At 62.4% G+C, this 23579-nt stretch carries 24 protein-coding genes; 12 read left to right on the top strand and 12 right to left on the bottom strand.

All coding sequences use genetic code 11. The annotated features are described in order from the left end of the window. Positions 1 to 22: 22 nt before the first annotated feature. The 3 genes from M1D99_RS10805 to ggt form a co-directional block, all read right to left on the bottom strand. A complete protein-coding gene (locus tag M1D99_RS10805; RefSeq protein WP_458131757.1) occupies positions 23 to 1243 on the bottom strand; it encodes a helix-turn-helix domain-containing protein in 1221 nt (406 codons plus the stop codon). A gap of 194 nt (positions 1244 to 1437) precedes the next feature. Then, positions 1438 to 1971: a cysteine hydrolase family protein gene (locus tag M1D99_RS10800; protein WP_434575190.1), complete on the bottom strand. Its 534-nt coding sequence runs from the start codon at positions 1969 to 1971 to the stop codon at positions 1438 to 1440. Positions 1972 to 2007: 36 nt separating this feature from the next. Then, on the bottom strand, positions 2008 to 3735 hold the full coding sequence (gene ggt / locus M1D99_RS10795; RefSeq protein WP_434575188.1) for a gamma-glutamyltransferase: 1728 nt from the start codon (positions 3733 to 3735) through the stop codon (positions 2008 to 2010). A 298-nt stretch (positions 3736 to 4033) separates the two neighbouring features. Between ggt and M1D99_RS10790 the strand changes: the two genes are divergently transcribed. Continuing rightward, the gene (locus tag M1D99_RS10790; protein ID WP_458131756.1) at positions 4034 to 4465 is read left to right on the top strand and encodes a GNAT family N-acetyltransferase; all 432 of its coding nucleotides are present in this window, start codon (positions 4034 to 4036) and stop codon (positions 4463 to 4465) included. Positions 4466 to 4593: 128 nt separating this feature from the next. Here M1D99_RS10790 and M1D99_RS10785 read toward each other — a convergent pair whose 3' ends face one another. Next, positions 4594 to 4944, bottom strand: coding sequence for a hypothetical protein (locus M1D99_RS10785; protein WP_186730893.1), 351 nt, complete (start codon positions 4942 to 4944; stop codon positions 4594 to 4596). A 134-nt stretch (positions 4945 to 5078) separates the two neighbouring features. Between M1D99_RS10785 and M1D99_RS10780 the strand changes: the two genes are divergently transcribed. The 7 genes from M1D99_RS10780 (at position 5079) to M1D99_RS10750 (ending at position 9114) form a co-directional block, all read left to right on the top strand. Then, on the top strand, positions 5079 to 5414 hold the full coding sequence (locus tag M1D99_RS10780; RefSeq protein ID WP_186710191.1) for a DUF6388 family protein: 336 nt from the start codon (positions 5079 to 5081) through the stop codon (positions 5412 to 5414). Between the two features lie 229 nt (positions 5415 to 5643). Continuing rightward, positions 5644 to 6036 (top strand): sulfurtransferase complex subunit TusD, encoded by a 393-nt coding sequence (gene tusD, locus M1D99_RS10775; protein WP_458131755.1) that lies wholly within the window; start codon positions 5644 to 5646, stop codon positions 6034 to 6036. After that, on the top strand, positions 6036 to 6398 hold the full coding sequence (tusC, locus tag M1D99_RS10770; protein ID WP_186710189.1) for a sulfurtransferase complex subunit TusC: 363 nt from the start codon (positions 6036 to 6038) through the stop codon (positions 6396 to 6398). The genes tusD and tusC overlap by 1 nt, the downstream gene beginning before the upstream one ends. Then, on the top strand, positions 6398 to 6691 hold the full coding sequence (gene tusB / locus M1D99_RS10765; RefSeq protein WP_186710187.1) for a sulfurtransferase complex subunit TusB: 294 nt from the start codon (positions 6398 to 6400) through the stop codon (positions 6689 to 6691). The genes tusC and tusB overlap by 1 nt, the downstream gene beginning before the upstream one ends. Next, the gene (locus tag M1D99_RS10760) at positions 6688 to 7023 is read left to right on the top strand and encodes a TusE/DsrC/DsvC family sulfur relay protein (protein ID WP_458131754.1); all 336 of its coding nucleotides are present in this window, start codon (positions 6688 to 6690) and stop codon (positions 7021 to 7023) included. The genes tusB and M1D99_RS10760 overlap by 4 nt, the downstream gene beginning before the upstream one ends. Beyond that, positions 7020 to 8021: a glycosyl transferase family protein gene (locus M1D99_RS10755; RefSeq protein WP_458131753.1), complete on the top strand. Its 1002-nt coding sequence runs from the start codon at positions 7020 to 7022 to the stop codon at positions 8019 to 8021. Before M1D99_RS10760 ends, M1D99_RS10755 begins: the two co-directional genes overlap by 4 nt. An 88-nt stretch (positions 8022 to 8109) precedes the next feature. Beyond that, the gene (locus M1D99_RS10750) at positions 8110 to 9114 is read left to right on the top strand and encodes a glutathione S-transferase family protein (protein ID WP_458131752.1); all 1005 of its coding nucleotides are present in this window, start codon (positions 8110 to 8112) and stop codon (positions 9112 to 9114) included. Between the two features lie 139 nt (positions 9115 to 9253). Here the strand turns inward: M1D99_RS10750 and cysG are convergent, their stop codons facing one another. From cysG to M1D99_RS10720, 6 genes are all read right to left on the bottom strand, one after another. After that, on the bottom strand, positions 9254 to 10648 hold the full coding sequence (gene cysG, locus M1D99_RS10745; protein ID WP_434575177.1) for a siroheme synthase CysG: 1395 nt from the start codon (positions 10646 to 10648) through the stop codon (positions 9254 to 9256). Further along, the gene (gene serS, locus M1D99_RS10740) at positions 10649 to 11929 is read right to left on the bottom strand and encodes a serine--tRNA ligase (protein WP_053185694.1); all 1281 of its coding nucleotides are present in this window, start codon (positions 11927 to 11929) and stop codon (positions 10649 to 10651) included. A gap of 15 nt (positions 11930 to 11944) precedes the next feature. Continuing rightward, positions 11945 to 12319 (bottom strand): fluoride efflux transporter CrcB, encoded by a 375-nt coding sequence (crcB, locus tag M1D99_RS10735; RefSeq protein WP_018608522.1) that lies wholly within the window; start codon positions 12317 to 12319, stop codon positions 11945 to 11947. Continuing rightward, positions 12316 to 13641, bottom strand: coding sequence for a replication-associated recombination protein A (locus tag M1D99_RS10730; protein ID WP_186710181.1), 1326 nt, complete (start codon positions 13639 to 13641; stop codon positions 12316 to 12318). The genes crcB and M1D99_RS10730 overlap by 4 nt, the downstream gene beginning before the upstream one ends. Positions 13642 to 13794: 153 nt before the next feature. Next, the gene (gene lolA / locus M1D99_RS10725; RefSeq protein WP_458131751.1) at positions 13795 to 14418 is read right to left on the bottom strand and encodes an outer membrane lipoprotein chaperone LolA; all 624 of its coding nucleotides are present in this window, start codon (positions 14416 to 14418) and stop codon (positions 13795 to 13797) included. Between the two features lie 58 nt (positions 14419 to 14476). Further along, complete coding sequence (locus M1D99_RS10720; protein WP_458131750.1) at positions 14477 to 16882, bottom strand: DNA translocase FtsK; 2406 nt, start codon at positions 16880 to 16882, stop codon at positions 14477 to 14479. Between the two features lie 319 nt (positions 16883 to 17201). Between M1D99_RS10720 and trxB the strand changes: the two genes are divergently transcribed. From trxB to infA, 4 genes are all read left to right on the top strand, one after another. Next, positions 17202 to 18161: a thioredoxin-disulfide reductase gene (gene trxB, locus M1D99_RS10715; protein WP_186710171.1), complete on the top strand. Its 960-nt coding sequence runs from the start codon at positions 17202 to 17204 to the stop codon at positions 18159 to 18161. Positions 18162 to 18237: 76 nt separating this feature from the next. After that, positions 18238 to 18918, top strand: coding sequence for a leucyl/phenylalanyl-tRNA--protein transferase (gene aat / locus M1D99_RS10710; protein ID WP_458131749.1), 681 nt, complete (start codon positions 18238 to 18240; stop codon positions 18916 to 18918). A gap of 57 nt (positions 18919 to 18975) precedes the next feature. Next, on the top strand, positions 18976 to 19683 hold the full coding sequence (locus tag M1D99_RS10705; protein ID WP_186710162.1) for an arginyltransferase: 708 nt from the start codon (positions 18976 to 18978) through the stop codon (positions 19681 to 19683). A gap of 122 nt (positions 19684 to 19805) precedes the next feature. Continuing rightward, the gene (gene infA, locus M1D99_RS10700) at positions 19806 to 20024 is read left to right on the top strand and encodes a translation initiation factor IF-1 (RefSeq protein WP_002553999.1); all 219 of its coding nucleotides are present in this window, start codon (positions 19806 to 19808) and stop codon (positions 20022 to 20024) included. Between the two features lie 884 nt (positions 20025 to 20908). Here the strand turns inward: infA and clpA are convergent. Further along, a complete protein-coding gene (clpA, locus tag M1D99_RS10695; RefSeq protein WP_024616766.1) occupies positions 20909 to 23179 on the bottom strand; it encodes an ATP-dependent Clp protease ATP-binding subunit ClpA in 2271 nt (756 codons plus the stop codon). Positions 23180 to 23208: 29 nt separating this feature from the next. Further along, on the bottom strand, positions 23209 to 23571 hold the full coding sequence (gene clpS / locus M1D99_RS10690; protein WP_003180089.1) for an ATP-dependent Clp protease adapter ClpS: 363 nt from the start codon (positions 23569 to 23571) through the stop codon (positions 23209 to 23211). Between the last annotated feature and the right edge of the window lie 8 nt (positions 23572 to 23579).

Raw genomic sequence — 23579 nt, 5'->3', positions numbered from 1 at the left:
ATCGGTAGGGGTTGAGTGCATCCTAGCCATCGGATGGCAGTGCCGTGAGTAACAATACCGTCGCGAATCCAGGCATCGGCGGCGCCATCCAACGCCGGGCCCTGGCGCGCCCGAACGACTGCGCCTTGCCGGCGGCGGCCAGTGTTTCCAGGGCCCGCTGCACGCTGCGCTGGCTGATGTCCAGGGCCAGCGCCAAAGCCGACGAGGACCAGGCTTCGCCATCGGCCAGTAGCGCCAGCACCGCCCCGTAGGGTTCCTCGACGGGGCGCGCGAGCACCACGACCTCCTCAGCCTGCCGCGGCACCAGGGTAAAGCCGCGCGGGGTGGCCTTCACCTCCGCCAACGGGCGAAGCATCGCCCGCAACCGCCCCATCTCGACTCGCAGCCGGGCGCGATGGGACTCATCCGTCAGCTTCAAGCCAAAGCCCTGGGTCATGAGTGCTTCCCTCGACACGTCGCCGGGCCATGCGTGCGCCAACGCCCGCGCCAGGGCGAACAACACCGGGCGCCGAGCCAGGTCGACCTGAATGCCAGCGCCACTGATTCCATAGCGGCACGCGTCCACCACCAGCGCCGACCCGGCCAACAGGGCTTGCACCTCTTCCAGCACGAGCAGGCGCTCTTCGTCCCGGGCGATCAGGCGCGCGGCGGGCGTACTCAGCAGTTGCCAGGCGCTTTCGATTTCGGCGCCCAGCGCACCGATTCCCGCTTGCTGAGCGGCGTGCCTGGCTCGTTCGAGGGCGGCGCGGGCGGTTTGCGTTTGCAGGCGCCGCATGGCGATCCCCGCGGCGACCAACTCGCAAGTCGCCCGTGATGCCAAGGGCAGCCAGGCAAGATCCAGATCGACGAGTTTGAGCTCGGCCTCGTCGAGTCGACCGATCAACAGCAGGCGGCGGATCTCGATCGTGTGGGCATGGGCGACGTTCGCTCGGTCGCCGTGGCTTTCGAGCACCGCCCGCGCGGCGTCGAGGCGTTTCATCGGCCATGCCAGGTCACGGGACGCCAGGGCGATTTCACCTTCGGCGATCACACAACGCGCCCGTGCTACCGCCTCCTGAGGCCCGAAGGCCGCGCCGGCCCGACGCATCAGGGCCCGGGCCTTGGCCAGATCGCCCAACTGCGCCATGGCAATGCCGCGAAGCGCGAGGGCCGGGGCATCGTTGCGCAAGGCGATGCGATTGAGCGCGGCCACGGGGTCTCCCGCTGCCAGTGCGCGCGCTGCCGTGGTGATCTCGTGATTCATGAACGACGACCTTTGTGGCGAGGGAGCTTGCTCCCGCTGGGCTGCGCAGCGGCCCGAAGGCCAGGCGCCACGGTGTGTCAGGTTGATGTGGGCAGCTTCATGGGGGGCGCTTCGCACCCCAGCGGGAGCAAGCTCCCTCGCCACAAATGCGTGCCCCAACCCAAACCTGCCGCAGCCCAAGCAATGGGTATCGGCTACAAGCGAATGCCAGCCGCCGCCACCACATCGATCCGCGACACCGCGCTGCTCAGCCGCCCCAGCCGGTTGTTGTGGTTGGCAATGATCTGCTCGGCCGCCATGCTGCCATTGTCCACAGTGGAGTGGGCGTCGGCCGCCAGGACCACGTCGTACCCCAGGGCATGGGCCTGGCGCACGGTGGCATTGATGCAACAATCGGTTTGCAACCCGCAGATCACCAGGCGGTCGATGCCCCGGGCTTGCAACAACGGTTGCAGGTCGGTCTGGTAGAAGGCATCGGGGGTGGTCTTGCGCACCCGCAGGTCATCCGCCGCGGTCAACAGGTCGGCGGTCAGTTGCCAGCCGGCAGCGCCATAGGCCAGCGCGCCCTCCAGTTCTTCATGCTGGATCAGGATCACTGTCCGGCCGACAGCCCTGGTCCTGGCACTGAGGTCGTTGATGGTCTGGAGGATGCGCTGGCGATCGAAGCACTCTTCTTCGCCGCTGCACAGCGCCTCCTGGACATCGATGATCAGCAATGCGGTGTTCATATTTCCCTCTTCTGACGGTATCGGAGCCGCGCGCCCTCAATAACCCAACGACAGCCCGGTGTTGCGACGGGGATCGTTGGCGCCATAGAAGCGGTTCTTGCCCACGGGCTTGCCGCCCAATGATGGCGCGCCCACCAGGATCGCGGCAATGTGGTTGGGGTCCTGCGGGCCGGCGAACTTGTGCCCCCAGTTTTCCAGCAATTTCTGGGTATCCGGGCTGGCCGCGAAGGTCTCCAGGTTGGTTTCCTCCGGCATCCACTGTTGATGGAAACGCGGCGCGTCGACCGCCTCCTGGAGGTTCATGCCGTAGTCGATCACGTTGAGGATGGTCAGCAACGTCGCGGTGATGATGCGGCTGCCGCCCGGGGTGCCCACCACCATGACCGTCTTGCCGTCCTTGGTGACGATGGTCGGGCTCATGGATGACAACGGCGCCTTGCCCGGCGCGATGGCGTTGGCCTCGCCCTGCACCAGGCCATACATGTTGGGCACGCCGACCTTGGCGGTGAAGTCGTCCATCTCATCGTTGAGGATCACCCCGGTCTTGCTGGCCATGACACCGGCGCCGAACCAGTCGTTCAAGGTGTAGGTGACCGAAACGGCGTTGCCCCACTTGTCGACGATGGAGTAATGGGTGGTGTTGCTGCCCTCATGGGGTGCTACGCCGGGCTTGATCTTCTGCGAGTCGCCGGCCTTTTGCGGCTCGATCGCCGCCCGCAGCTTGGCGGCGTAGTTTTTATCCAGCAGATGGTCGATGGGGTTCTTCACGAAGTCCGGGTCACCCAGGTAGCTGTTGCGGTCCACGTAGGCGTGGCGCATGGCTTCGATCTGGTAGTGCATGCCCTGGGCCGAATGGAACCCCAACTCCTTCATCGGGTAGCCGTCGAGAATGTTCATGATCTGGCACAGCACCACTCCGCCGGAACTGGGCGGCGGCGCCGAGATGATGTGGTAGCCGCGATAGTCGCACTCCACCGGGGCCAGCTCGCGGGTCTTGTATTTGTCCAGGTCGGCCTGGGTGATGATGCCTTTGTTGGCCTGGCTGGAAGTGACCAGGGCATCGGCGACCCAGCCCTTGTAGAAACCATCGGCACCTTTGGCGGAGATTTCCCGCAAGGTCTTGGCGAGGTCCTTTTGCACCAGCTTCTGGCCGACCTGCATGGGCTCGCCGTCGTGCAGGAAGATCGCACCGGAGTCACGCATGTCTTTCTTGAACACCTCGGTGGCGGTTTCCAGCAGATCGACATCGCCCTGCTCCAGGGTGAAGCCTTCCTCGGCGAACTGGATGGCCGGGGCGATCAATTCCGCCCGGGGCTTGCTGCCGTACTTGCTCAACGCCAGTTCCATGCCGGACACGGTGCCGGGCACACCCACTGCCAGGTGGCCGCGGGTGCTGAGTTCGGGCACGACGTTGCCGTCCTTGTCCAAGTACATGTTCGCTGTGGCGGCCAGGGGGGCTTTTTCGCGGAAATCCAGGAACGTCTTGCGGCCATCGGCCAGTTGCAGGGTCATGAAACCGCCCCCGCCCAGGTTGCCTGCCGCCGGATACACCACCGCCAGGGCATAGCCCACCGCCACCGCCGCATCCACGGCATTGCCGCCGTTCTTGAGCACGTCGACCCCGGCATGGGTCGCCAGGTGCTGGGCGGTGACCACCATGCCGTTTTCGGCGGCCACTGGCGCCTGGGAGGCGGCGTACGTCGATAAACAACCGAGGGTCAATGACGTAGCGATGAGGGTCCGGGCTAAGGATTCGAACTTCATGAGTCGGCCTCTTCTTGTTTTAAAAAGTCGGGGGAGCGCATCAAGAGCACAAGTGTCCTGTATCACCTGCGGGAGCAAGGCTTGCCCGCGATGGTATCGCCTCGGCTTTTCAGTTACACCGAGATGCGTGCATCGCGGGCAAGCCTTGCTCCGACTTTTTTTGACGAGTGGATGTTTCAGGACATTTCAGTATGGCTGGGTTTGGGTAATTCGCCCGTTTCAAGTCAACCGGATGACGTCAAGGCAACCTTTGGGATAGGCTCCTGCGGTTCATCTTGACTGCATAAGGACATCGCCGATGACGCTACGAATCGAACGCACGGACACACCCACCGACGAAGAACGCCAGGCCATCCTCGCGCCGCTACGCGCCTATAACACCGCCAAGACCGGCGGGACGGTGCCGGAACTGGTGGCTTGGCTGGTGCGGGATGAACAGGGGGAAATTGTCGGTGGGCTGTACGGCCGAGTGTTTTTTAGCTGGCTGTACATCGAATTGCTGGTCGTGCCGGAACAGGCCCGGGGCCAGGGCACCGGCTCGACCCTGATGCAAATGGCCGAAGAATTGGCCCGGGAGAAAAACTGCGTGGGCATCTGGCTCGACACCTTCGACTTCCAGGCGCCGGCGTTCTACCGCAAACACGGCTTCACGGAAATCGGCCAGATCGACGACTACCCGCCGGGCCACCAGCACTTCTTCTTCCAGAAGCGCCTGACTCAGGCCCATTGAAATACTGATCCTGTGGGAGCGGGCTTGCTCGCGAAGGCGGAGAATCAGTCGACAACAATGTTGAATGATTAACCGCTTTCGCGAGCAAGCCCGCTCCCACACTCGATCCGGTTTTCAATTCGGATTGCTTAAAGACAAGTCGCCAACGCCGCCAACCGGCGCTTGGCCACGAAGTCGTCTTGCTTGGCGTAATAACTCAACTCGGTGCCCGTCGCACCGGCGTGCAAATCGACAAACGATTCGGCGGAGCGGGTATAGACCGTCGAGCCGCCCTTCTTGCCCGGTTGCAGGTAGGCGCCGGCATCAACGCCGAATACTGCCTCGTCCTGCCAGGAAAACTGCACGCACTGGGCCACGACCTGTTCCGGTTTGTCCGAGCTCAGGGTCTTGTAAGGGGCCTGGGTCCGGGCTTCATTCATCGCCGAACCCGCGCAGCCGGCCAGCAAGGTGGCGGCCAGGGCCACGGTCAACATTCGCATTGCGTTCACTCATCGAGAAAAAAACGGACTGTAGCACTGCGGCCCCAGCCATCGTGCTGCTTTACTGAAATTTACCCGCGACAGCGAACGCCGATTCACGCACTCTGTCGCGCCCTGTCCCCCAAGGAGTGACCATGGCGGCAACCGAACAGCAACACGAACGAGCCTTGGAACGGTTTCTCGATGAGCGCCCCGAACTGCGCCACGAACTGGACCACCTCAACCCGCTGCTGGCCCAGGCCAAGGGCGAGACCGCCACGCAGTACCGCGCCGAGCGCTTGCATGAAGCGTTCGAAGCCGAGGCCGAGCGCCTGGGGCTGTTTGCCTGGGAACTGACCCTGCAACTGACCGCCGCCTCGCCCGAGGACTACCAGGCCCAGCGCCTGGAGGTGCATAAGGAAGTGGCGGAAATGGCGGGGATGGAGTGGGCCGAGTATTGCGAGCTCAATGGCCTAAAGGCCAAGCACTGAACCCTTGTGGCGAGGGAGCTTGCTCCCGCTGGCCTGCGCAGCAGGCCTAAAAAAAGCAACTCATTCAACCTGACACTGCGTTGCCGGATCCAGGGGCTGCTGCGCAGCCCAGCGGGAGCAAGCTCCCTCGCCACAGGGTTAACCCCCAAAAAATCTCACCCTTCCCTGGCAATCGCCCCACCGCCCATAAAGCTTTATCATGGCCGCAGTTTTGCTGATCGGGTCTGTCATGAAGTTCGCCATTGCGCTGTTTTCCGCCACTCATGCGCCCTCCTCGCGCCGTGCCTTGCTGTTTGCCCAGGCGGCGCTGGCGGGTGGGCATGAGATCGTACGGCTGTTTTTCTATCGGGACGGCGTCTACAACGCCTGTGCCAGTGTCGTCACGCCCCAGGACGAGCAGGACCTGCCCCAGCAGTGGCGCGCCTTTGTCAGCGACAACCGGCTCGACGGCGTGGTCTGCATCGCCGCGGCGTTGCGCCGTGGCGTGTTGAACGAGGAAGAGGCCCAGCGCTACCAGCGCTCGGCAGCCAGTGTCGAAGCGCCCTGGGCCTTGTCCGGGCTGGGCCAGTTGCACGACGCAATCCAGGACGCCGACCGCTTGATCTGTTTTGGAGGCGCATGATGGCCAAGTCTTTACTGCTGATCAGCCGCCAAGCCCCATGGTCCGGCCCCGGCGCCCGTGAAGCGCTGGACATCGTCCTCGCCGGCGGGGCGTTCGACCTGCCCATCGGCCTGCTGTTTCTCGATGACGGCGTGTTCCAGCTCAGCGCCGGCCAAAACGCCAAGGCCGTCCAGCAAAAGGACCTGAGCGCCAACCTGCAGGCCTTGCCGATGTTCGGTGTCGACGACCTGTTTCTCTGCGCCGACAGCGCCGCCGAACGCGGCGTCGCCACCGATGCCCTGGCGCTGGGCGAGGTGAAAGTACTGGGCGCCGCGGACATCGCCGCGCTCATCGACCGCTACGACCAGGTGATCACCCTCTGATGTCGACTTTGCATGTGTTGTCTCATTCGCCCTTCGGCGACAACCGCCTCGCCAGTTGCCTGCGGGTACTGGGCAATCAGGATGCGCTGCTGTTGTGCGGCGACGCGACGTACGCGTTGCAACCGGGCAGCCCACCGTTCGAAGTGCTTCAGGCTGCGGGCGTGAGCCTGTTCGTGCTCGCCGAAGACTTACAGGCCCGCGCCCTGGACACGCCAGACTGGGCCGAAGCCATCAACTACTCAGGTTTCGTCGAACTGTCGATCGAGCACGACAAGGTCAACACCTGGCTATGAATACGCTGAACGTGGGCGGTCGCGCCATCGCATTGGACAAGGACGGCTACCTGGTCGACCTGGACGACTGGTCGGCCGAAGTCGCCACCGCCCTGGCCGGCGCCGAAGACATCGACTTGAGCCCCGAACACTGGGAAATCCTCCAACTGCTGCGCGGCTTCTACGACGAATTCCAACTCTCCCCCGCGACCCGGCCGCTGATCAAATACACGGCGCTGAAACTGGGGGCGGACAAAGGCAACAGCCTGCACCTGAACCGATTGTTCAAAGGCACTCCCGCCAAACTCGCCGCCAAGCTGGCGGGCCTGCCCAAACCGACGAATTGCTTATGACCGACTTCCCAGCGCTGACCCTTGAAACCCCGGCCGAACACCCATTCGCCCAGTTCGTGCGCATCCTTGGCAAAGGCAAGCGCGGCGCCCGCAACCTGACCCGCGAAGAAGCCCGCGAAGCCATGGGCCTGGTCCTCGATGAAAAAGTCGAGGACACCCAACTGGGCGCCTTCCTGATGCTGCTGCGGCACAAGGAAGAAAGCGCCGAGGAAATGGCCGGCTTCACCGAAGCCCTGCGTGAGCGCCTGGTGGTTCCGGCGTTGACGGTGGACCTCGACTGGCCGACCTACGCCGGCAAGAAGCGCCATTTGCCGTGGTACCTGCTGGCGGCCAAATGCCTGGGGCAGAACGGCGTGCGGATCTTCATGCACGGCGGCGGCGCTCACACCGCCGGGCGGCTCTACACCGAACAATTGCTGGGCTTGCTGCGGATCCCGCTGTGCCGGGATTGGCAACAGGTCGGCAGCGCGCTGGACAACGGCGGCCTGGCCTTCATGCCGCTGGTGGATTGGGCGCCGCAAATGCAGCGGATGATCGACCTGCGCAACACCCTGGGCCTGCGCTCGCCGATCCATTCCCTGGCGCGGATCCTCAATCCGCTGGCGGCTCGTTGCGGCTTGCAAAGCATCTTCCACCCGGGCTACCAGGCCGTGCATCGCGATGCCAGCGGCCTGCTCGGTGACACCGTCATCGTAATCAAGGGCGACGGCGGCGAGATCGAGATCAACCCGGACGCCGATAGCCACCTGTATGGCACCACCGGCGGCGCCAGTTGGGACGAAGAATGGCCGCGACTGGCCGAGCAGCGCCACGTCAAACCGGAGAGCCTCGACCCCGAGCACTTGAAGGCGATCTGGCGTGGTGACGTCGAAGACAGTTATCCGCAATTGGCGCTGATCGCCACCATGGCGTTGGCCTTGCGCGGTTTGGGCATGACTCGCGAAGCAGCGTTCGAAAAAGCCCAGCAATATTGGGATGCACGGGACCGTTCGATTTAACCGATCATTAACGCCCAACCTTTGCGCTTTTAGTTCGAACCTATCGGAATAGACTCGTCTCCAATAAATATTGAGCGAGGACATTCAGATGGGTTTGTTGGTCGAGGGCCGCTGGCAGGACCAGTGGTATGAAAGCAAGGATGGCAGTTTCCAGCGCGAGCAGGCGCAACGCCGCAATTGGGTGACCGCCGACGGCAGCGCCGGCCCTTCCGGCGAGAGCGGCTTTGCCGCCGAGGCCGGGCGCTACCATTTGTATGTCTCCCTGGCCTGCCCCTGGGCCCACCGCACGCTGATCTTTCGCAAGCTCAAGGGCCTGGAAAACCTGATCGACGTGTCGGTGGTCAGCTACCTGATGCTGGAGAACGGCTGGACCTTCGACAAGGCCCACGGCTCTACGGGTGACAAACTCGACGATCTGCAATTCCTTCATCAGCGCTACACCGCCGACACGCCGGACTACACCGGTCGCGTCACCGTGCCGGCGCTGTGGGACAAACAGCAACAACGCATCGTCAGCAACGAATCGGCGGAAATCATCCGCATGTTCAACAGCGCCTTCGACGGCTTGACCGGCAACGACCTGGACCTGTATCCCGAACACCTGCGCGGCGAGATCGACGCGTTGAACGAGCGCATCTACCCGGCGGTGAACAACGGCGTCTATCGCGCTGGATTCGCCACGGCCCAAGCGGCGTACGAAGAAGCCTTCGACCGATTATTTGCCGAGCTGGATTGGCTGGAAACGTTGCTGGCAAACCGTCGTTACCTGGCGGGCGAATACCTGACCGAGGCCGACATCCGGCTCTTCACCACGATGATCCGCTTCGACGCGGTGTACTTCGGCCATTTCAAATGCAACTTGCGGCGCATCGCCGATTACCCGAACCTGTCGAACTGGCTGCGGGAGCTGTATCAATGGCCGGGGATTGCCGAAACCGTGGATTTCACCCATATCCAGGGCCATTACTACGGCAGCCACAAAACCATCAATCCGAATGGGATCGTGCCCAAGGGGCCGAAGCAGGATTTCACCGTGGCCCATGATCGGGAGCGGTTGAGTGGGAAAGGGATTTGGCGTGGGGCTGGGGATTGAACCGGGATCTTTGTTGCAATTGAGGGCCTCTTCGCGAGCAAGCCCGCTCCCACATTGGATCGGCGTAGGCCTTGATTCTTCGGCTGAACGCGATCAAATGTGGGAGCGGGCTTGCTCGCGAAAGGGGGCGACGCGGTCTTCAGACCTGCCCCTGAGCCCCTTCAAACCAGGCCAACTTCTCGCGCAACTGCACCACTTCCCCAACAATCACCAACGTCGGCGCATGCACTTCATGCTCGGCCACCAGCCTTGGCAAATCCGCCAAGGTACCGGTAAAAACCCGTTGGTTGGACGTCGTACCCTGCTGAATCAACGCCGCCGGCGTGTCCGCCGCACGGCCGTGCTTGATCAGCTCGTTGCAGATCATCGGCAGGCCAACCAACCCCATGTAGAACACCAGCGTCTGCGCCGGGGACACCAGGTCGGCCCACGGCAGGTCGCTGGTGCCGTCCTTGAGATGGCCGGTGATGAAACGCACCGACTGGGCGTAGTCGCGATGGGTCAGCGGGATCCCGGCGTAGGCCGCGCAACCACTGGCGGCAGTGATGCCGGGGACGACCTGGAACGGGATGCCATGGGCCGCCAGTTCCTCGATTTCTTCCCCACCACGGCCGAAAATGAACGGATCACCGCCCTTCAACCGCACCACACGCTTGCCTTGGCGGGCCAGGTCGACCAATTGCTGGTTGATCTGGTCCTGGGGCACGGCGTGGTCGGCGCGGCGCTTGCCGACGTAGATGCGCTCGGCGTCACGCCGGCACAGTTCGAGGATCGCCGGGGCCACCAGGCGGTCGTACAACACCACGTCCGCCTGCTGCATCAGGCGCAAGGCGCGGAAGGTCAGCAGGTCTGGATCACCCGGCCCGGCCCCCACCAGATAGACTTCGCCCGGCGCGTTCGGCGCCTGGCCGTCGATCTTTTCCCGCAGCAAGCGCTCGGCTTCGCCGCCCTGCCCGGCCAACTGACGGTCGGCGATGGGGCCTTGGAACACTTCTTCCCAGAACGCCCGGCGCTGCTGGACATCGGGGAACAAACCTTTGACCTGATTGCGGAAACGCGCCGCCAGCCCCGCCAGTTGCCCGTAAGTCGAAGGAATCCAGGTTTCCAGCTTGGCCCGGATTAGCCGCGCCAGCACCGGCGCATCGCCGCCACTGGACACCGCAATCACTAATGGGGAGCGGTCGACGATGGCCGGAAAGATCACGCTGCACAGGGCCGGCGCGTCCACCACGTTGACCGGCACGCAACGCTTGTGAGCGTCGGCCGAGACCTGGGCATTGAGCGGTTCGTCGTCGGTGGCGGCAATGATCAGCACGCAACCGTCCAGATCCGTCTCCAGGTAACCGCGCTGGACACACTCGCCGCCGCTGCCACTGACCAGTTCCCGCAACTGCGGTTCGATGTCGGGTGCGACCACCCGCAGCAACGCGCCGGCATCGGCCAGCAGGCGGGACTTGCGCAAGGCAATTTCCCCGCCGCCGACCACCAGCACGCGGCTGCCGCGCAGGTTGTGGAACAGTGGCAGATAGTCCATTTAGCCGATGACCTCGATGCCGCCCATGTAGGGTTTCAACACCTCGGGCACCCGGATCGAACCGTCGGCCTGCTGGTAGTTTTCCAGCACGGCCACCAGGGTACGCCCCACCGCCAGGCCGGAGCCGTTGAGGGTGTGGACCAGTTCCGGCTTGCCGGTTTCCGGGTTGCGGAAGCGCGCCTGCATGCGGCGGGCCTGGAAGTCGCCACAGTTGGAGCACGACGAAATCTCGCGGTACTTGTCCTGGCTCGGGATCCAGACTTCCAGGTCATAGGTCTTCACCGCGCTGAAGCCCATGTCGCCGGTGCACAGCGCCAGGGTGCGATACGGCAGTTCCAGCAGTTGCAGGACTTTCTCGGCGTTGGCGGTCAGGCTTTCCAGGGCTTCCATGGACTTCGAAGGTTCGACGACCTGGACCATCTCGACCTTGTCGAACTGGTGCTGGCGGATCATGCCACGGGTGTCGCGGCCCGACGCCCCGGCTTCGCTGCGGAAGCACGGCGTATGGGCAACGAACTTGATCGGCAGTTGCTTGGCGTCGACAATCTCGCCAGCGACGATGTTGGTCAACGAGACTTCGGCGGTCGGGATCAGGTACAGGTCGGCCTCGCCGTCGCGGCTGATCTTGAACAGGTCTTCCTCGAACTTCGGCAACTGGCCGGTGCCTTGCAGCGCCGGGGCCTGGACCAGGTACGGCGTATAGGCTTCCTCGTAGCCGTGCTCGGTCACGTGCAGATTGATCATGAACTGTGCCAGGGCCCGATGAAGACGGGCGATCGGCCCCCGCAGCAAGGCGAAACGCGCGCCCGACAGCTTGGCGGCGGTTTCGAAATCGAGCCAGCCGAACTTCTCGCCCAATGCCACGTGGTCCTGCACCGGGAAATCGAAGGTGGTCGGCGTGCCCCAACGGCGCACTTCGACGTTGCCGTCTTCGTCTTCACCGACCGGCACCGATTCGTGAGGCAGGTTCGGGATGCCCAGCAGGATCGAATCCAGCTCGGTCTGGATCGCGTCCAGCTCGACCTTGCCCGCGCTCAATTCGCCCGCCATGCGCTCGACATCGGCCATCAGCGGCGCGATGTCTTCGCCACGCTGCTTGGCCTGGCCGATGGACTTGGAGCGCGCGTTACGTTCAGCCTGCAGGGCTTCGGTGCGGGTCTGGACGGTCTTGCGCTGTTCTTCCAGCGCTTCGATGCGCGCGACGTCCAGGGCAAAGCCACGGGAAGCCAGGCGGTCCGCTACGTCCTGGAGGTTGCTACGTAACAGTTTGGAATCGAGCATGTCGGTCTCTCGTTATCAAAGTTTGGTCAAGGACAGGCCGGCCCACGTGGCGAGCAGCCCGCCGAATACGCTGATGGCCGCATAGCCCAGGGCCAGCGGCACCTGCCCGCTTTCCAGCAGGCGCACCGTATCCAGTGAAAAGGATGAAAAAGTCGTCAGGCCGCCGAGAAAGCCAACCATCAGCCCGGCCCGCACCTCGATGGGCACTTCCGGGCGAATCAAAAACAGACCGTATAGAACGCCGATCAGCAGACAGCCCACGATATTAACGGCCAGCGTCGCGGTATAGAAGTGCCGCGGCCAATTTGCATTGATCCAGTTGCCCGTGGCGAAACGCAACAAGGTGCCGGCAACGCCGCCAGCGGAAACGGCCAGTATCAAGGGGATCAAGGTTTTCTCCGCTGCCGTGGACTCAGGCGATCCAGTTGCGCCAGGTGGTTGAGTTTCTCGCCGATCTTCAGCTCAAGGCCCCGAGGCACCGGCTGGTAGAAGCGCTGGGGGTCGAGTTCATCGGGAAAATAGTCTTCGCCAGCCGCATAGGCGTCCGGCTCGTCATGGGCGTAACGGTATTCATCGCCATAACCCAACTGCTTCATGAGCTTGGTTGGCGCGTTGCGCAGGTGCAGCGGCACTTCGAGGGAGCCGTGTTCGGTGGCGCTGCGCATCGCCGCCTTGAAGCCCATGTACACGGCGTTGCTCTTCGGCGCGCAGGCCAGGTAGGTGATGGCTTGGGCCACGGCGAGTTCGCCTTCCGGGCTGCCAAGGCGTTCCTGCACGTCCCACGCCGCCAGGCACAGGCTCAGGGCCCGCGGGTCGGCATTGCCGATGTCTTCGCTGGCCATGCGCACCACGCGCCGCGCCAGGTACAGCGGATCGCAGCCGCCGTCGATCATCCGCGCAAACCAGTACAGGGCACCGTCAGGATTGGAGCCGCGTACCGATTTGTGCAGCGCCGAAATCTGGTCGTAGAACGCCTCGCCGCCCTTGTCGAAACGCCGGCGAGTATCGCCCAGCAGGCTTTGCAGCAGCTCGACGCCAATCTCGCTGTCGTCTTCGGCCAGGTCCGAGGCGTTTTCCAACAGATTGAGCAAGCGTCGACCGTCGCCATCGGCGGCGGAAAACAGGATCTGGAAGCCTTCATCGCTGAGGCTCAAATGCCGCTTGCCCAGGCCGCGCTCCTCGGTCAGCGCCCGATGCACCAGCTTGCGCATCGCCGTTTCGTCGAGGCTCTTGAGCACATAGACCCGTGCCCGCGACAGCAACGCGTTGTTGAGTTCGAACGAGGGGTTTTCGGTGGTGGCACCGATGAAAATCAGCGTGCCGTCTTCGACGTAGGGCAGGAACGCGTCCTGCTGGGACTTGTTGAACCGGTGCACCTCGTCGACGAACAGGATCGTGCGCTTGCCGTACTGCCCGGCCTGCTGCTTGGCGACTTCCACCGCCTGGCGGATTTCCTTGACCCCGGCCAGCACCGCCGACACCGTTTCGAAGTGCGCGTCCGAGACTTCCGCCAGCAGCCGCGCCAAGGTGGTCTTGCCCACGCCCGGCGGGCCCCAGAAGATCATCGAGTGCAGGGCGCCCTGCTCCAGGGCCTCGCGCAGAGGCTTGCCGCGGGCGAGCACATGTTCCTGGCCGACGTACTCATCCAGGTTGGTCGCGCGCAGGCGGGCGGCCAATGGCTGGGCAATCGGGGCGCTTCGAAACAGGTCCATGATTACGACAAAACCTCCGCTGGTCTTGGTCTGTACCAAGATGCCTTTGTGGGAGCGGGCTTGCTCGCGAATGCGGTGTGCCAGTTAACAATAATGTCGATTGATACACCGCATTCGCGAGCAAGCCCGCTCCCACACACAGGGATCCGGGGTTTATTCCTGGATCACATCGGCACCCTTGGGGATGTCGAACTTGAACTTGGATGCCGCGATCGGCTCGTTGGCCTTGACCCCGGTGAACAGGATATTGGTGCGCTGGCCGACACTGTCGATCAGTTGCATGTCGTTGACCAGGCCGTTGCGGAACGACAGGCGCAGGCTGTCGAACAGGCTGTCCTTGGTCTTGGGCTTGAGGGTGAAGTCAATCACGCCACCGGCCTCCTTGGAGGTGATCTCGAAGCTCTGGCTGATCTCGGAAATGTCACCGGAGAGCAACAGCGCCGGGGTCTGGGTCAGGCGCTGGTCGAGGGTCTTGATGGTGACCTGTTCCAGGTCCGGGTCCCACAGGGAGACTTTCTTGCCATCGGAGACCATCAGCTGTTCGGCTGGCGCATCGGTGTGCCAGTAGAACAGGCCCGGGCGCTGCAGGGCCATGTCGCCGGCGGTTTCCTGCAACTGGGTGCCGCCGCCATCGAGGGTCAGCTGGGAGAAACGTGCGGTCAGGGTCTGGGAGCCGCCCAGCAACTGGGTCAGGCGAGCCACGTCCTTTTCGCCGGCGTGGGCCGAGAAAGTAGACAAGGCCAGTACGGGCAACAGCAGCATGCGAATCAGGCGCATGGGAGTCCTCATGAAGTCGTGGGGGTTCGGGCGGCGCTTCAGCAGGCCGCCCGGGTCATTAGTCGCGCATCGGGCCCGGCGCCAGTACTTCGCGCGAACCGTTGGTGTTCATGGCCGTCACCACCCCGGCCATTTCCATGGCTTCGATCATGCGGGCGGCGCGGTTGTAGCCAATCTTCAGCTTGCGCTGTACGGCGGAAATCGAGGCCCGACGGCTTTCCAGGACGAACTGCACCGCTTCGTCATAGAGCGCATCGGTTTCAGCATCGTCGTCACCGCCGCCACTGCTGCCTTCGAAACCGCTGCCGGCTTCCTCGACACCGTTGAGGATGTCGTCGTTGTATTCAGGGGCGCCGCGCAACTTCCAGGCTTCCACCACGCGGTGCACTTCGTCGTCGGACACGAACGCGCCGTGCACACGGATCGGCAGGCTGGTGCCGGGCGGCATGTAGAGCATGTCACCGTGACCCAGCAATTGCTCGGCGCCACCCTGGTCGATGATGGTCCGCGAGTCGATCTTGCTCGACACCTGGAACGCCATGCGGGTCGGGATGTTGGCCTTGATCAGGCCGGTGATCACGTCCACCGACGGCCGCTGCGTGGCGAGGATCAGGTGGATACCGGCCGCACGGGCCTTCTGGGCGATACGGGCGATCAGCTCTTCGACCTTCTTGCCGACGATCATCATCATGTCGGCGAATTCGTCCACCACCACCACGATGGTCGGCAGCTTGTGCAGCAGCGGCGCTTCGTCGTGGATGCTCTCGCGGTTATACAGCGGGTCAGTCAATGGCGTACCGGCGTCTTCGGCCTCCTTGACCTTGGCGTTGAAGCCCGAAAGGTTGCGCACGCCCATCTTCGCCATCAGCTTGTAGCGGCGCTCCATCTCGGCGACGCTCCAGCGCAAGGCGTTGGCGGCGTCCTTCATGTCGGTGACCACTGGGCATAGCAAGTGCGGGATGCCTTCGTAGATCGACAATTCGAGCATTTTCGGGTCGATCATGATCAGCTTGGCGTCTTCCGGGCCGGACTTGAACAGGATCGACAGGATCATCGCGTTCACCCCCACCGACTTACCGGAACCGGTGGTACCGGCCACCAGCAGGTGGGGCATCTTCGCCAGGTCGGTGATGACCGGCTTGCCGCCAATGTCGTGGCCAAGGGCCAGGGTGACCGGCGACTTGTGGTTGTCATACTCAGTCGTCGACAGCACTTCGGAGAAGCGCACGATCTGCCGGTCTTCGTTGGGAATCTCGATGCCCACGGTGGTCTTGCCGGGAATTACTTCCACCACCCGCACGCTGGTCACGGCCAGGGAACGCGCCAGGTCCTTCGCCAGGTTGGCGATGCGGCTGACCTTCACGCCAGCGGCCGGCTGGATTTCGTAACGGGTAATCACCGGGCCCGGATGGATCGAGTCCACCGAGACCTCCACGCCGAACTCCTTGAGCTTGATCTCCAGCAAGTGGCCGACGGCCGCCAGGGATTCGGGGGAATAATTGAGCTGCTTCTTTTCGGCCGGGTCGAGGATCGAGATCGGCGGCAAGGTGCCTTCCACCGCGCTGTCGACGAACAGCGGCGCCTGTTTCTCTTTCTGCACGCGCTTGCTCTGCTCCGGCGGCTTGGGCGGGGCCATGGTAATGACCGGCGGCACCTGTTTTTCGCGCTCGGACATGTGCTTGCTCAACGCCTGCTCACGCTCGATCAGGCGTTCCTTGACCTTGGCCTGCTCGCGCTTGTCCGGTGTGGTCGGGGCCACCACGTCGTGGACGCGGTCGTCGACTTCACGCAGTTGCGCCACCAGTTGCTTGCGCTCGGTGCGCGCCGCCCACCAGCGGTTGACGGCGCCCTGGATCAGTTCGATCAGGTCGAGGGTGATCTTGCCGGTGACGTCCATGACCTTGAACCAGGACAGGTCGGTGAACACCGTCAGGCCGAACAGGAACAGGGCAATGAACAACAACGTGCTGCCCTGGATGTTCAGGGCGTTCCTGGCCAGGTCGCCGAGGCTTTCCCCCAGGGCGCCGCCCGCCCCGGCCGGCAAGCCGGTGGGCGCATGGAAATGGATATGGGCCAGCGCGGCCCCCGACAGCACCAGGAACACCAGGCCGATCAGGCGCCAGGAGAACAGCCAGCCGCTCCACTGCCACGGCTCGTGGCGCTGACGGAAGATCTGGTAGGCCTTGATCGCCAGCAGCAGCGGGAAAATGTAGGCGAAATAGCCCAGCACCATGAACAGGATGTCGGCGCTGTAGGAGCCGGCCGGACCGCCGAAATTCTGCACATCGTCGATCTTGCTGTTATGGCTCCAGCCCGGATCGTCCTTGCCGTAGGTCAGCAAGGCCATCATCAGGAACAGGCACAGGGCGCCGATGGCGATCAACGCACCTTCCTTGAGCCGGTAGTGCAATTGCTGGCGCCAGAGCGGAACGACTGGTTTGGGTGCTGCGGTGGATTTCTTCAAAACGCTTCTTTTCCTGCGCCAATGGCGCGTCCATCTGTTGAATGACTATAAAAAACTGCCCATGACGAGCAGGTAAAAAAGTGAATGTGCACAACCGGTACTACTTTTACCACTGTGAGGTGCATCCAGAAAACTGCCGGCGCGGCGGAAAATTTTGATCTTTGGGTCACCCTGCGTTCAAAACCCATGCATTGTACGGGTTTGTCGACGCCAAGGCATTGGCCGCGCGCTGGGTAGCAGCATAGCCGGACTCAAGGTGCACACGCGTCAATTGGACCATGCATTCTCTTTTGTGACAAAGGCTTATGAGGTGTTTTTTATGAGCGAAGTGAAGCATTCACGCCTGATCATTCTCGGTTCCGGCCCTGCGGGGTACAGCGCCGCTGTCTATGCCGCCCGCGCCAACCTCAAACCCGTTGTCATAACCGGCATACAGGCCGGTGGCCAGCTCACCACCACCGTGGAAGTCGACAACTGGCCCGGCGATGTCGAAGGCCTGACCGGCCCGGTATTGATGGAGCGCATGCAACGGCACGCCGAGCGCTTCGACACGCAGATCGTCTACGACCATGTCCACACCGCCAAGTTGCAGCAGCGCCCGTTCGAATTGATCGGCGACAGCGGCACCTACACCTGTGATGCGCTGATCATTGCCACCGGCGCCTCGGCCCAGTACCTGGGGCTGCCCTCGGAAGAAAGCTTCGCCGGCAAAGGGGTTTCCGCCTGTGCGACGTGCGATGGTTTTTTCTATCGCAACCAGGTGGTGGCGGTGGTTGGCGGCGGCAATACCGCGGTCGAGGAAGCCCTGTACCTGTCGAACATCGCCCGAGAAGTGCACCTGGTCCACCGCCGCGACAAGCTGCGCGCCGAGAAAATCCTCCAGGACAAACTCTTCGAAAAGGCCAGCAGCGGCAATATCAAGCTGCACTGGAACCAGAACCTGGATGAAGTCCTGGGCGACGCCAGCGGCGTGACCGGCGCGCGCCTGCGACACAGCGAGAGCGGTGAAACCAGCACCCTGTCTCTGGCCGGGGTGTTCATTGCCATCGGCCACAAACCCAACACCGATCTGTTCCAGGGCCAGTTGGCGATGCGCGACGGCTACCTGCTCGTGCGCGGCGGCAGCGAAGGCAACGCCACCGCGACCGATATCGAAGGCGTATTCGCCGCTGGCGATGTGGCCGACCATGTCTATCGCCAGGCGATTACCTCCGCCGGCGCCGGCTGCATGGCCGCGCTCGACGCGGAGAAGTATCTCGATGACATCCCGGCCGTTTGACGGTTAACCTTCCCGGCGGGTGCTCGTGACGGACGAGCCCCGTCACCCGCCCTCCCCTTCTACAAGCCGGACACCCATGCTGACTTGGTTACAACGCAACAGCTTCGAATTTCCGCCACTGGCAAAAGCCATGCGCGATCCCAACGGGTTATTGGCGGCCGGTGGCGATCTGTCTGCCGACCGGCTGATCCAGGCCTATCGCCACGGCTGCTTCCCCTGGTTTTCCGAGGGGCAACCGATCCTGTGGTGGTCGCCAGACCCCCGCACGGTGTTATTTCCCGACGAACTGCACATCTCCCGCAGCCTGGGCAAGCTGTTGCGCAAGCAGCGTTATGAAGTGACGTTCGACCAGGATTTTGCCGCGGTTATCCAGGCCTGCGCCGCGCCACGGGACTACGCCGACGGCACCTGGATCACCGAGGCCATGCAAACCGCTTATCTGGAACTGCACCGGCGCGGCTTCGCCCACTCGGTGGAAGTCTGGGACCAAGGGGCGTTGGTGGGCGGCCTGTACGGCTTGGCCATGGGCCAGCTGTTTTTTGGCGAATCCATGTTCAGCCGAGCCGACAATGCGTCGAAATTCGGCTTCGCCATGCTGGTCCAACACCTCAAGGCCGCCGGTTTCGTGCTGATCGACTGTCAGATGCCCACCGAGCACCTGCACAGCCTCGGTGCCCGCTCGATCCCGCGTACGCGATTCGCCGAGTATCTGGAGGCGCACCTGGACCAACCCAACCACGCGACCTGGGTTTGCTGAGCGACATCCGCGCTCCTGGCTTACAATTAGATTTAAAGCTCATCCGAGGGTTGATTCATGACCGAGTTGGCGCGTTTGAAGTTCTATGCCACTCAGCCCCACTCTTGCAGTTACCTGCCGGAGGAGCAGGCCACGACGCTGTTCCTCGACCCTAGCCAGCCCATGGATGTGCATGTCTACGCAGACCTGTCGGAAATGGGCTTTCGTCGTAGCGGCGACCACCTTTACCGGCCCCACTGCCAACATTGCAACGCCTGCGTCCCGGCGCGGATCCCCGTGGCGCAATTTTTGCCCAATCGCCAGCAGAAGCGCATTTTCAAGCGCAACGCCGACCTTCAGGTCCGCCCGGCCAAGCCGCAATTCACCGAAGAATATTTCGACCTGTATCAACGCTACATCGAACAACGCCATGCCGATGGCGACATGTACCCGCCCAGCCGGGATCAGTTTTCGACCTTCCTGGTGCGTGACCTGCCGTTTTCCCGCTTTTATGAATTCCGCCTCGAGGGGCGACTGGTCGCCATCGCTGTCACGGACCTGCTGCCCAACGGCCTTTCAGCGGTGTACACCTTCTATGAGCCCGAAGAGGAACGGCGCAGCCTGGGGCGCTTTGCCATTCTCTGGCAAATCAACGAAGCGCGGCGCCTGGGGCTGGAAGCGGTGTACCTGGGCTACTGGATCAAGAACTGCAAGAAAATGAACTACAAGACCCAATATCGGCCTATCGAATTGCTGGTTAACCAGCGGTGGGTTGTCCTGAGTTAGCCCCCTTCGGCTTAAAAGCTAGAACCCCTTGGCTTGAACCCCCTTTTTCGGGCACAATGCACGCCGCTTTTGCCTGGCGCAGTTGCACCGGGCCATTCACTGGATACCGAGGGCTTTACTGCATGTCGAAAGAAGACAGCTTCGAAATGGAAGGCACTGTCGTCGACACCCTGCCCAACACCATGTTTCGTGTGGAGTTGGAAAATGGGCACGTCGTAACCGCGCATATCTCCGGCAAGATGCGCAAGAACTACATTCGTATTCTTACCGGTGACAAAGTGCGCGTCGAGCTGACGCCCTATGACTTGAGCAAAGGGCGCATCACTTACCGCGCTCGCTAACAAGTCAATACAAGACGCCCGGCTGATGCCGGGCGTTTTTGTTTGTGGGAGCCAAGCCTGCTCGCGATAGCGGAGCGTCAGCCAACATCAATGTCGACCGGACCGACGCCATCGCGAGCAAGCTCGGCTCCCACAGGGTATTGGGGCGAAACCTAATCTTGTGCCTTGCCCAAGACAAACTGTGGGAGCGAGCCTGCTCGCGATAGCGGAGTATCAGCCAATATCAATGTCGACTGGACCGACGCCATCGCGAGCAAGCTCGGCTCCCACAGGGTATTGGGGCGAAACCTAATCTTGTGCCTTGCCCAAGACAAACTGTGGGAGCGAGCCTGCTCGCGATAGCGGAGCGTCAGCCAATATCAATGTCGACTGGACCGACGCCATCGCGAGCAAGCTCGGCTCCCACAGGGTATTGGGGCGAAACCTAATCTTGTGCCCTGCCCAAGACAAACTGTGGGAGCGAGCCTGCTCGCGATAGCGGAGCGTCAGCCAATATCAATGTCGACTGGACCGACGCCATCGCGAGCAAGCTCGGCTCCCACAGGGTATTGGGGCGAAACCTAATCTTGCGCCCTGCCCAAGACAAACTGTGGGAGCGAGCCTGCTCGCGATAGCGGAGCGTCAGCCAATATCAATGTCGACTGGACCGACGCCATCGCGAGCAAGCTCGGCTCCCACAGGGTATTGGGTGAAACCTAATCTTGTGCCTTGCCCAAGACAAACTGTGGGAGCGGGCTTGCTCGCGAAGGCGGTGGGTCAGCTTGCATAGATGTTGAATGTGCAACTGCATTCGCGAGCAAGCCCGCTCCCACAGGAAGTCGGCGTGTTTCTGAAGCCAGCAAAAAGGCGCCTTTCGGCGCCTTTTGCTTTATTGCAGCTAACGATCAGGCCATTTCGGCCGTGGTTTCGAAGTCGAAGGTCAGCTCGCCGTCCTTGATGTCGATGTGAACCACACCGCCATGCTCGGCCAGCTCGCCGAAGAGGATCTCCTCCGCCAGCGGACGCTTGATCTTGTCCTGGATCAAGCGAGCCATCGGCCGCGCCCCCATCGTCACGTCGTAACCACCTTCCGCCAGCCAGCTGCGGGCCGCGTCGGTGACCTCCAGCAACACACGCTTGTCTTCGAGCTGGGCCTGAAGTTCGGTAAGGAACTTGTCCACCACGCTCTTGATGACTTCATGGCTGAGGCGACCAAACTGGATGATGGTGTCCAGGCGGTTGCGGAACTCAGGCGTGAAGCTCTTCTTGATCACTTCCATCGCATCGGACGAGTGGTCCTGATGGGTGAAACCGATCGAAGCGCGAGCCGCGGTTTCGGCACCGGCGTTCGTGGTCATGATGACGATCACGTTACGGAAGTCCGCCTTGCGCCCGTTGTTATCGGTCAGCGTACCGTGGTCCATGACCTGCAGGAGCAGGTTGAAGACTTCCGGATGCGCCTTCTCGATTTCGTCGAGCAACAATACGCAGTGCGGTTGCTTGGTGATGGCTTCGGTCAACAGGCCGCCCTGGTCGAAACCGACATAACCCGGAGGCGCACCGATCAGACGCGATACAGTGTGGCGCTCCATGTACTCGGACATGTCGAAGCGCACCAGCTCGATGCCCATCGCCTTGGCCAGCTGCCGTGCCGCCTCGGTCTTGCCGACACCAGTAGGACCGGCGAACAGGAACGAACCGACCGGCTTGTCCGGCGACTTGAGACCGGCACGGGACAGCTTGATGGCGGTCGACAGCGAGTCGATGGCCGCATCCTGGCCGAACACCGTCAGCTTCAGGTCACGCTCCAGGTTACGCAGCAGTTCCTTGTCGGAACTGGTGACGTGCTTGGGCGGAATACGCGCGATTTTCGCGACGATGTCCTCGACCTGCGGCACTTCGATGCGCTTGACCCGCTTCTCAACGGGTTGCAGGCGCTGGTAGGCACCCGCTTCGTCGATGACATCGATGGCCTTGTCCGGCATGTGCCGGTCATTGATGTAGCGCGAGGCCAGTTCAGCCGCCGCGCGCAGGGCTTCATCGCTGTATTCGATGTTGTGGTGCAGCTCGAAACGCCCCTTCAGGCCGCGCAGGATGCCAATGGTGTCTTCCACCGAAGGCTCTGACACATCGACCTTCTGGAAACGCCGGGCCAGGGCACGGTCTTTCTCGAAGATCCCGCGGAATTCCTGGAACGTGGTCGAGCCGATGCAACGGATATCACCCGACGACAACAGCGGCTTGAGCAAGTTGGACGCATCCATGACCCCGCCCGACGCGGCCCCGGCACCAATAATGGTGTGGATTTCGTCGATGAACAGGATCGCCTGCGGACGTTTTTTCAATTCGCCGAGCAACGCCTTGAAGCGCTTCTCGAAATCGCCGCGGTATTTGGTACCGGCCAGCAAGGCACCCAGGTCGAGGGAATACACCACGCTGTTGGCCAGCAGGTCCGGCACCTGGTTGTCGACGATGCGCTTGGCAAGGCCTTCGGCAATCGCGGTCTTGCCCACGCCCGCCTCGCCCACCAGCAAGGGATTGTTCTTGCGACGCCGGGCCAGGATCTGGGCCACGCGCTCGACTTCCGCCTCGCGCCCGACCAGCGGATCGATACGTCCCTGGCGCGCCAGTTCGTTCAGGTTGCTGGCATAGGCATCCAACGGGTTGCCTGAAGAAGAAGACTCACCGCCCTCGTCGTCCTGCATATCCTGCTCACCCTCGGAATGATCGCCATGCCCCGGCACCTTGGAGATGCCATGGGCGATGTAGTTGACGACATCGATACGCGCAACGCTCTGCTGCTTGAGCAGGAACACCGCCTGGCTTTCCTGCTCGCTGAAAATCGCAACCAGCACGTTGGCGCCGGTGACTTCACGCTTGCCCGAGCTCTGCACATGAAAGACAGCACGTTGCAGGACACGCTGGAAGCCCAGGGTTGGCTGGGTTTCGCGATCCTCGTCATGAACGGGGATCAATGGCGTGGTGGAGTCGATGAACTCCTGCAGATCATGCTTGAGTTTATCGAGGTTCGCGCCGCAGGCACGCAAAACGGTGGCGGCAGCCTCGTTATCCAATAGGGCCAGCAGCAGGTGTTCGACGGTCATGAATTCATGACGCTTCGAACGAGCCTCCTTGAAGGCAAGATTGAGGGTGACTTCGAGCTCGCGGTTTAACATAGCTTCACCTCATACCCAAGTGGTCGGCGTTAACCGTCCTTCTCGATTTCACAGAGTAGCGGATGCTGGCTTTCCCGGGCGTACTGGTTGACCTGCATGGCCTTAGTCTCGGCGATGTCGCGGGTAAACACTCCACATACTGCCCGTCCCTCTGTATGGACGGCCAGCATGACCTTGGTCGCCAGCTCCCGATTCAGGTTAAAAAACACCTCGAGCACTTCGACGACGAAATCCATCGGTGTGTAGTCATCGTTGAACAAAACCACCTTGTACATCGGTGGCGCCTGTAATGCGGGCTTTGCTTCCTGAACAGCAATGCCTGCGGAATCGTCGTCGTGTAGATCCGGGCGATCCTGATTGAATGTTAGTCGAATCTGGCTGACTGCATGCATGGAAAGAA

The organism is Pseudomonas sp. R3-41 (assembly GCF_054161485.1).
This window is presented reverse-complemented; position numbering and strand designations above follow the sequence as displayed.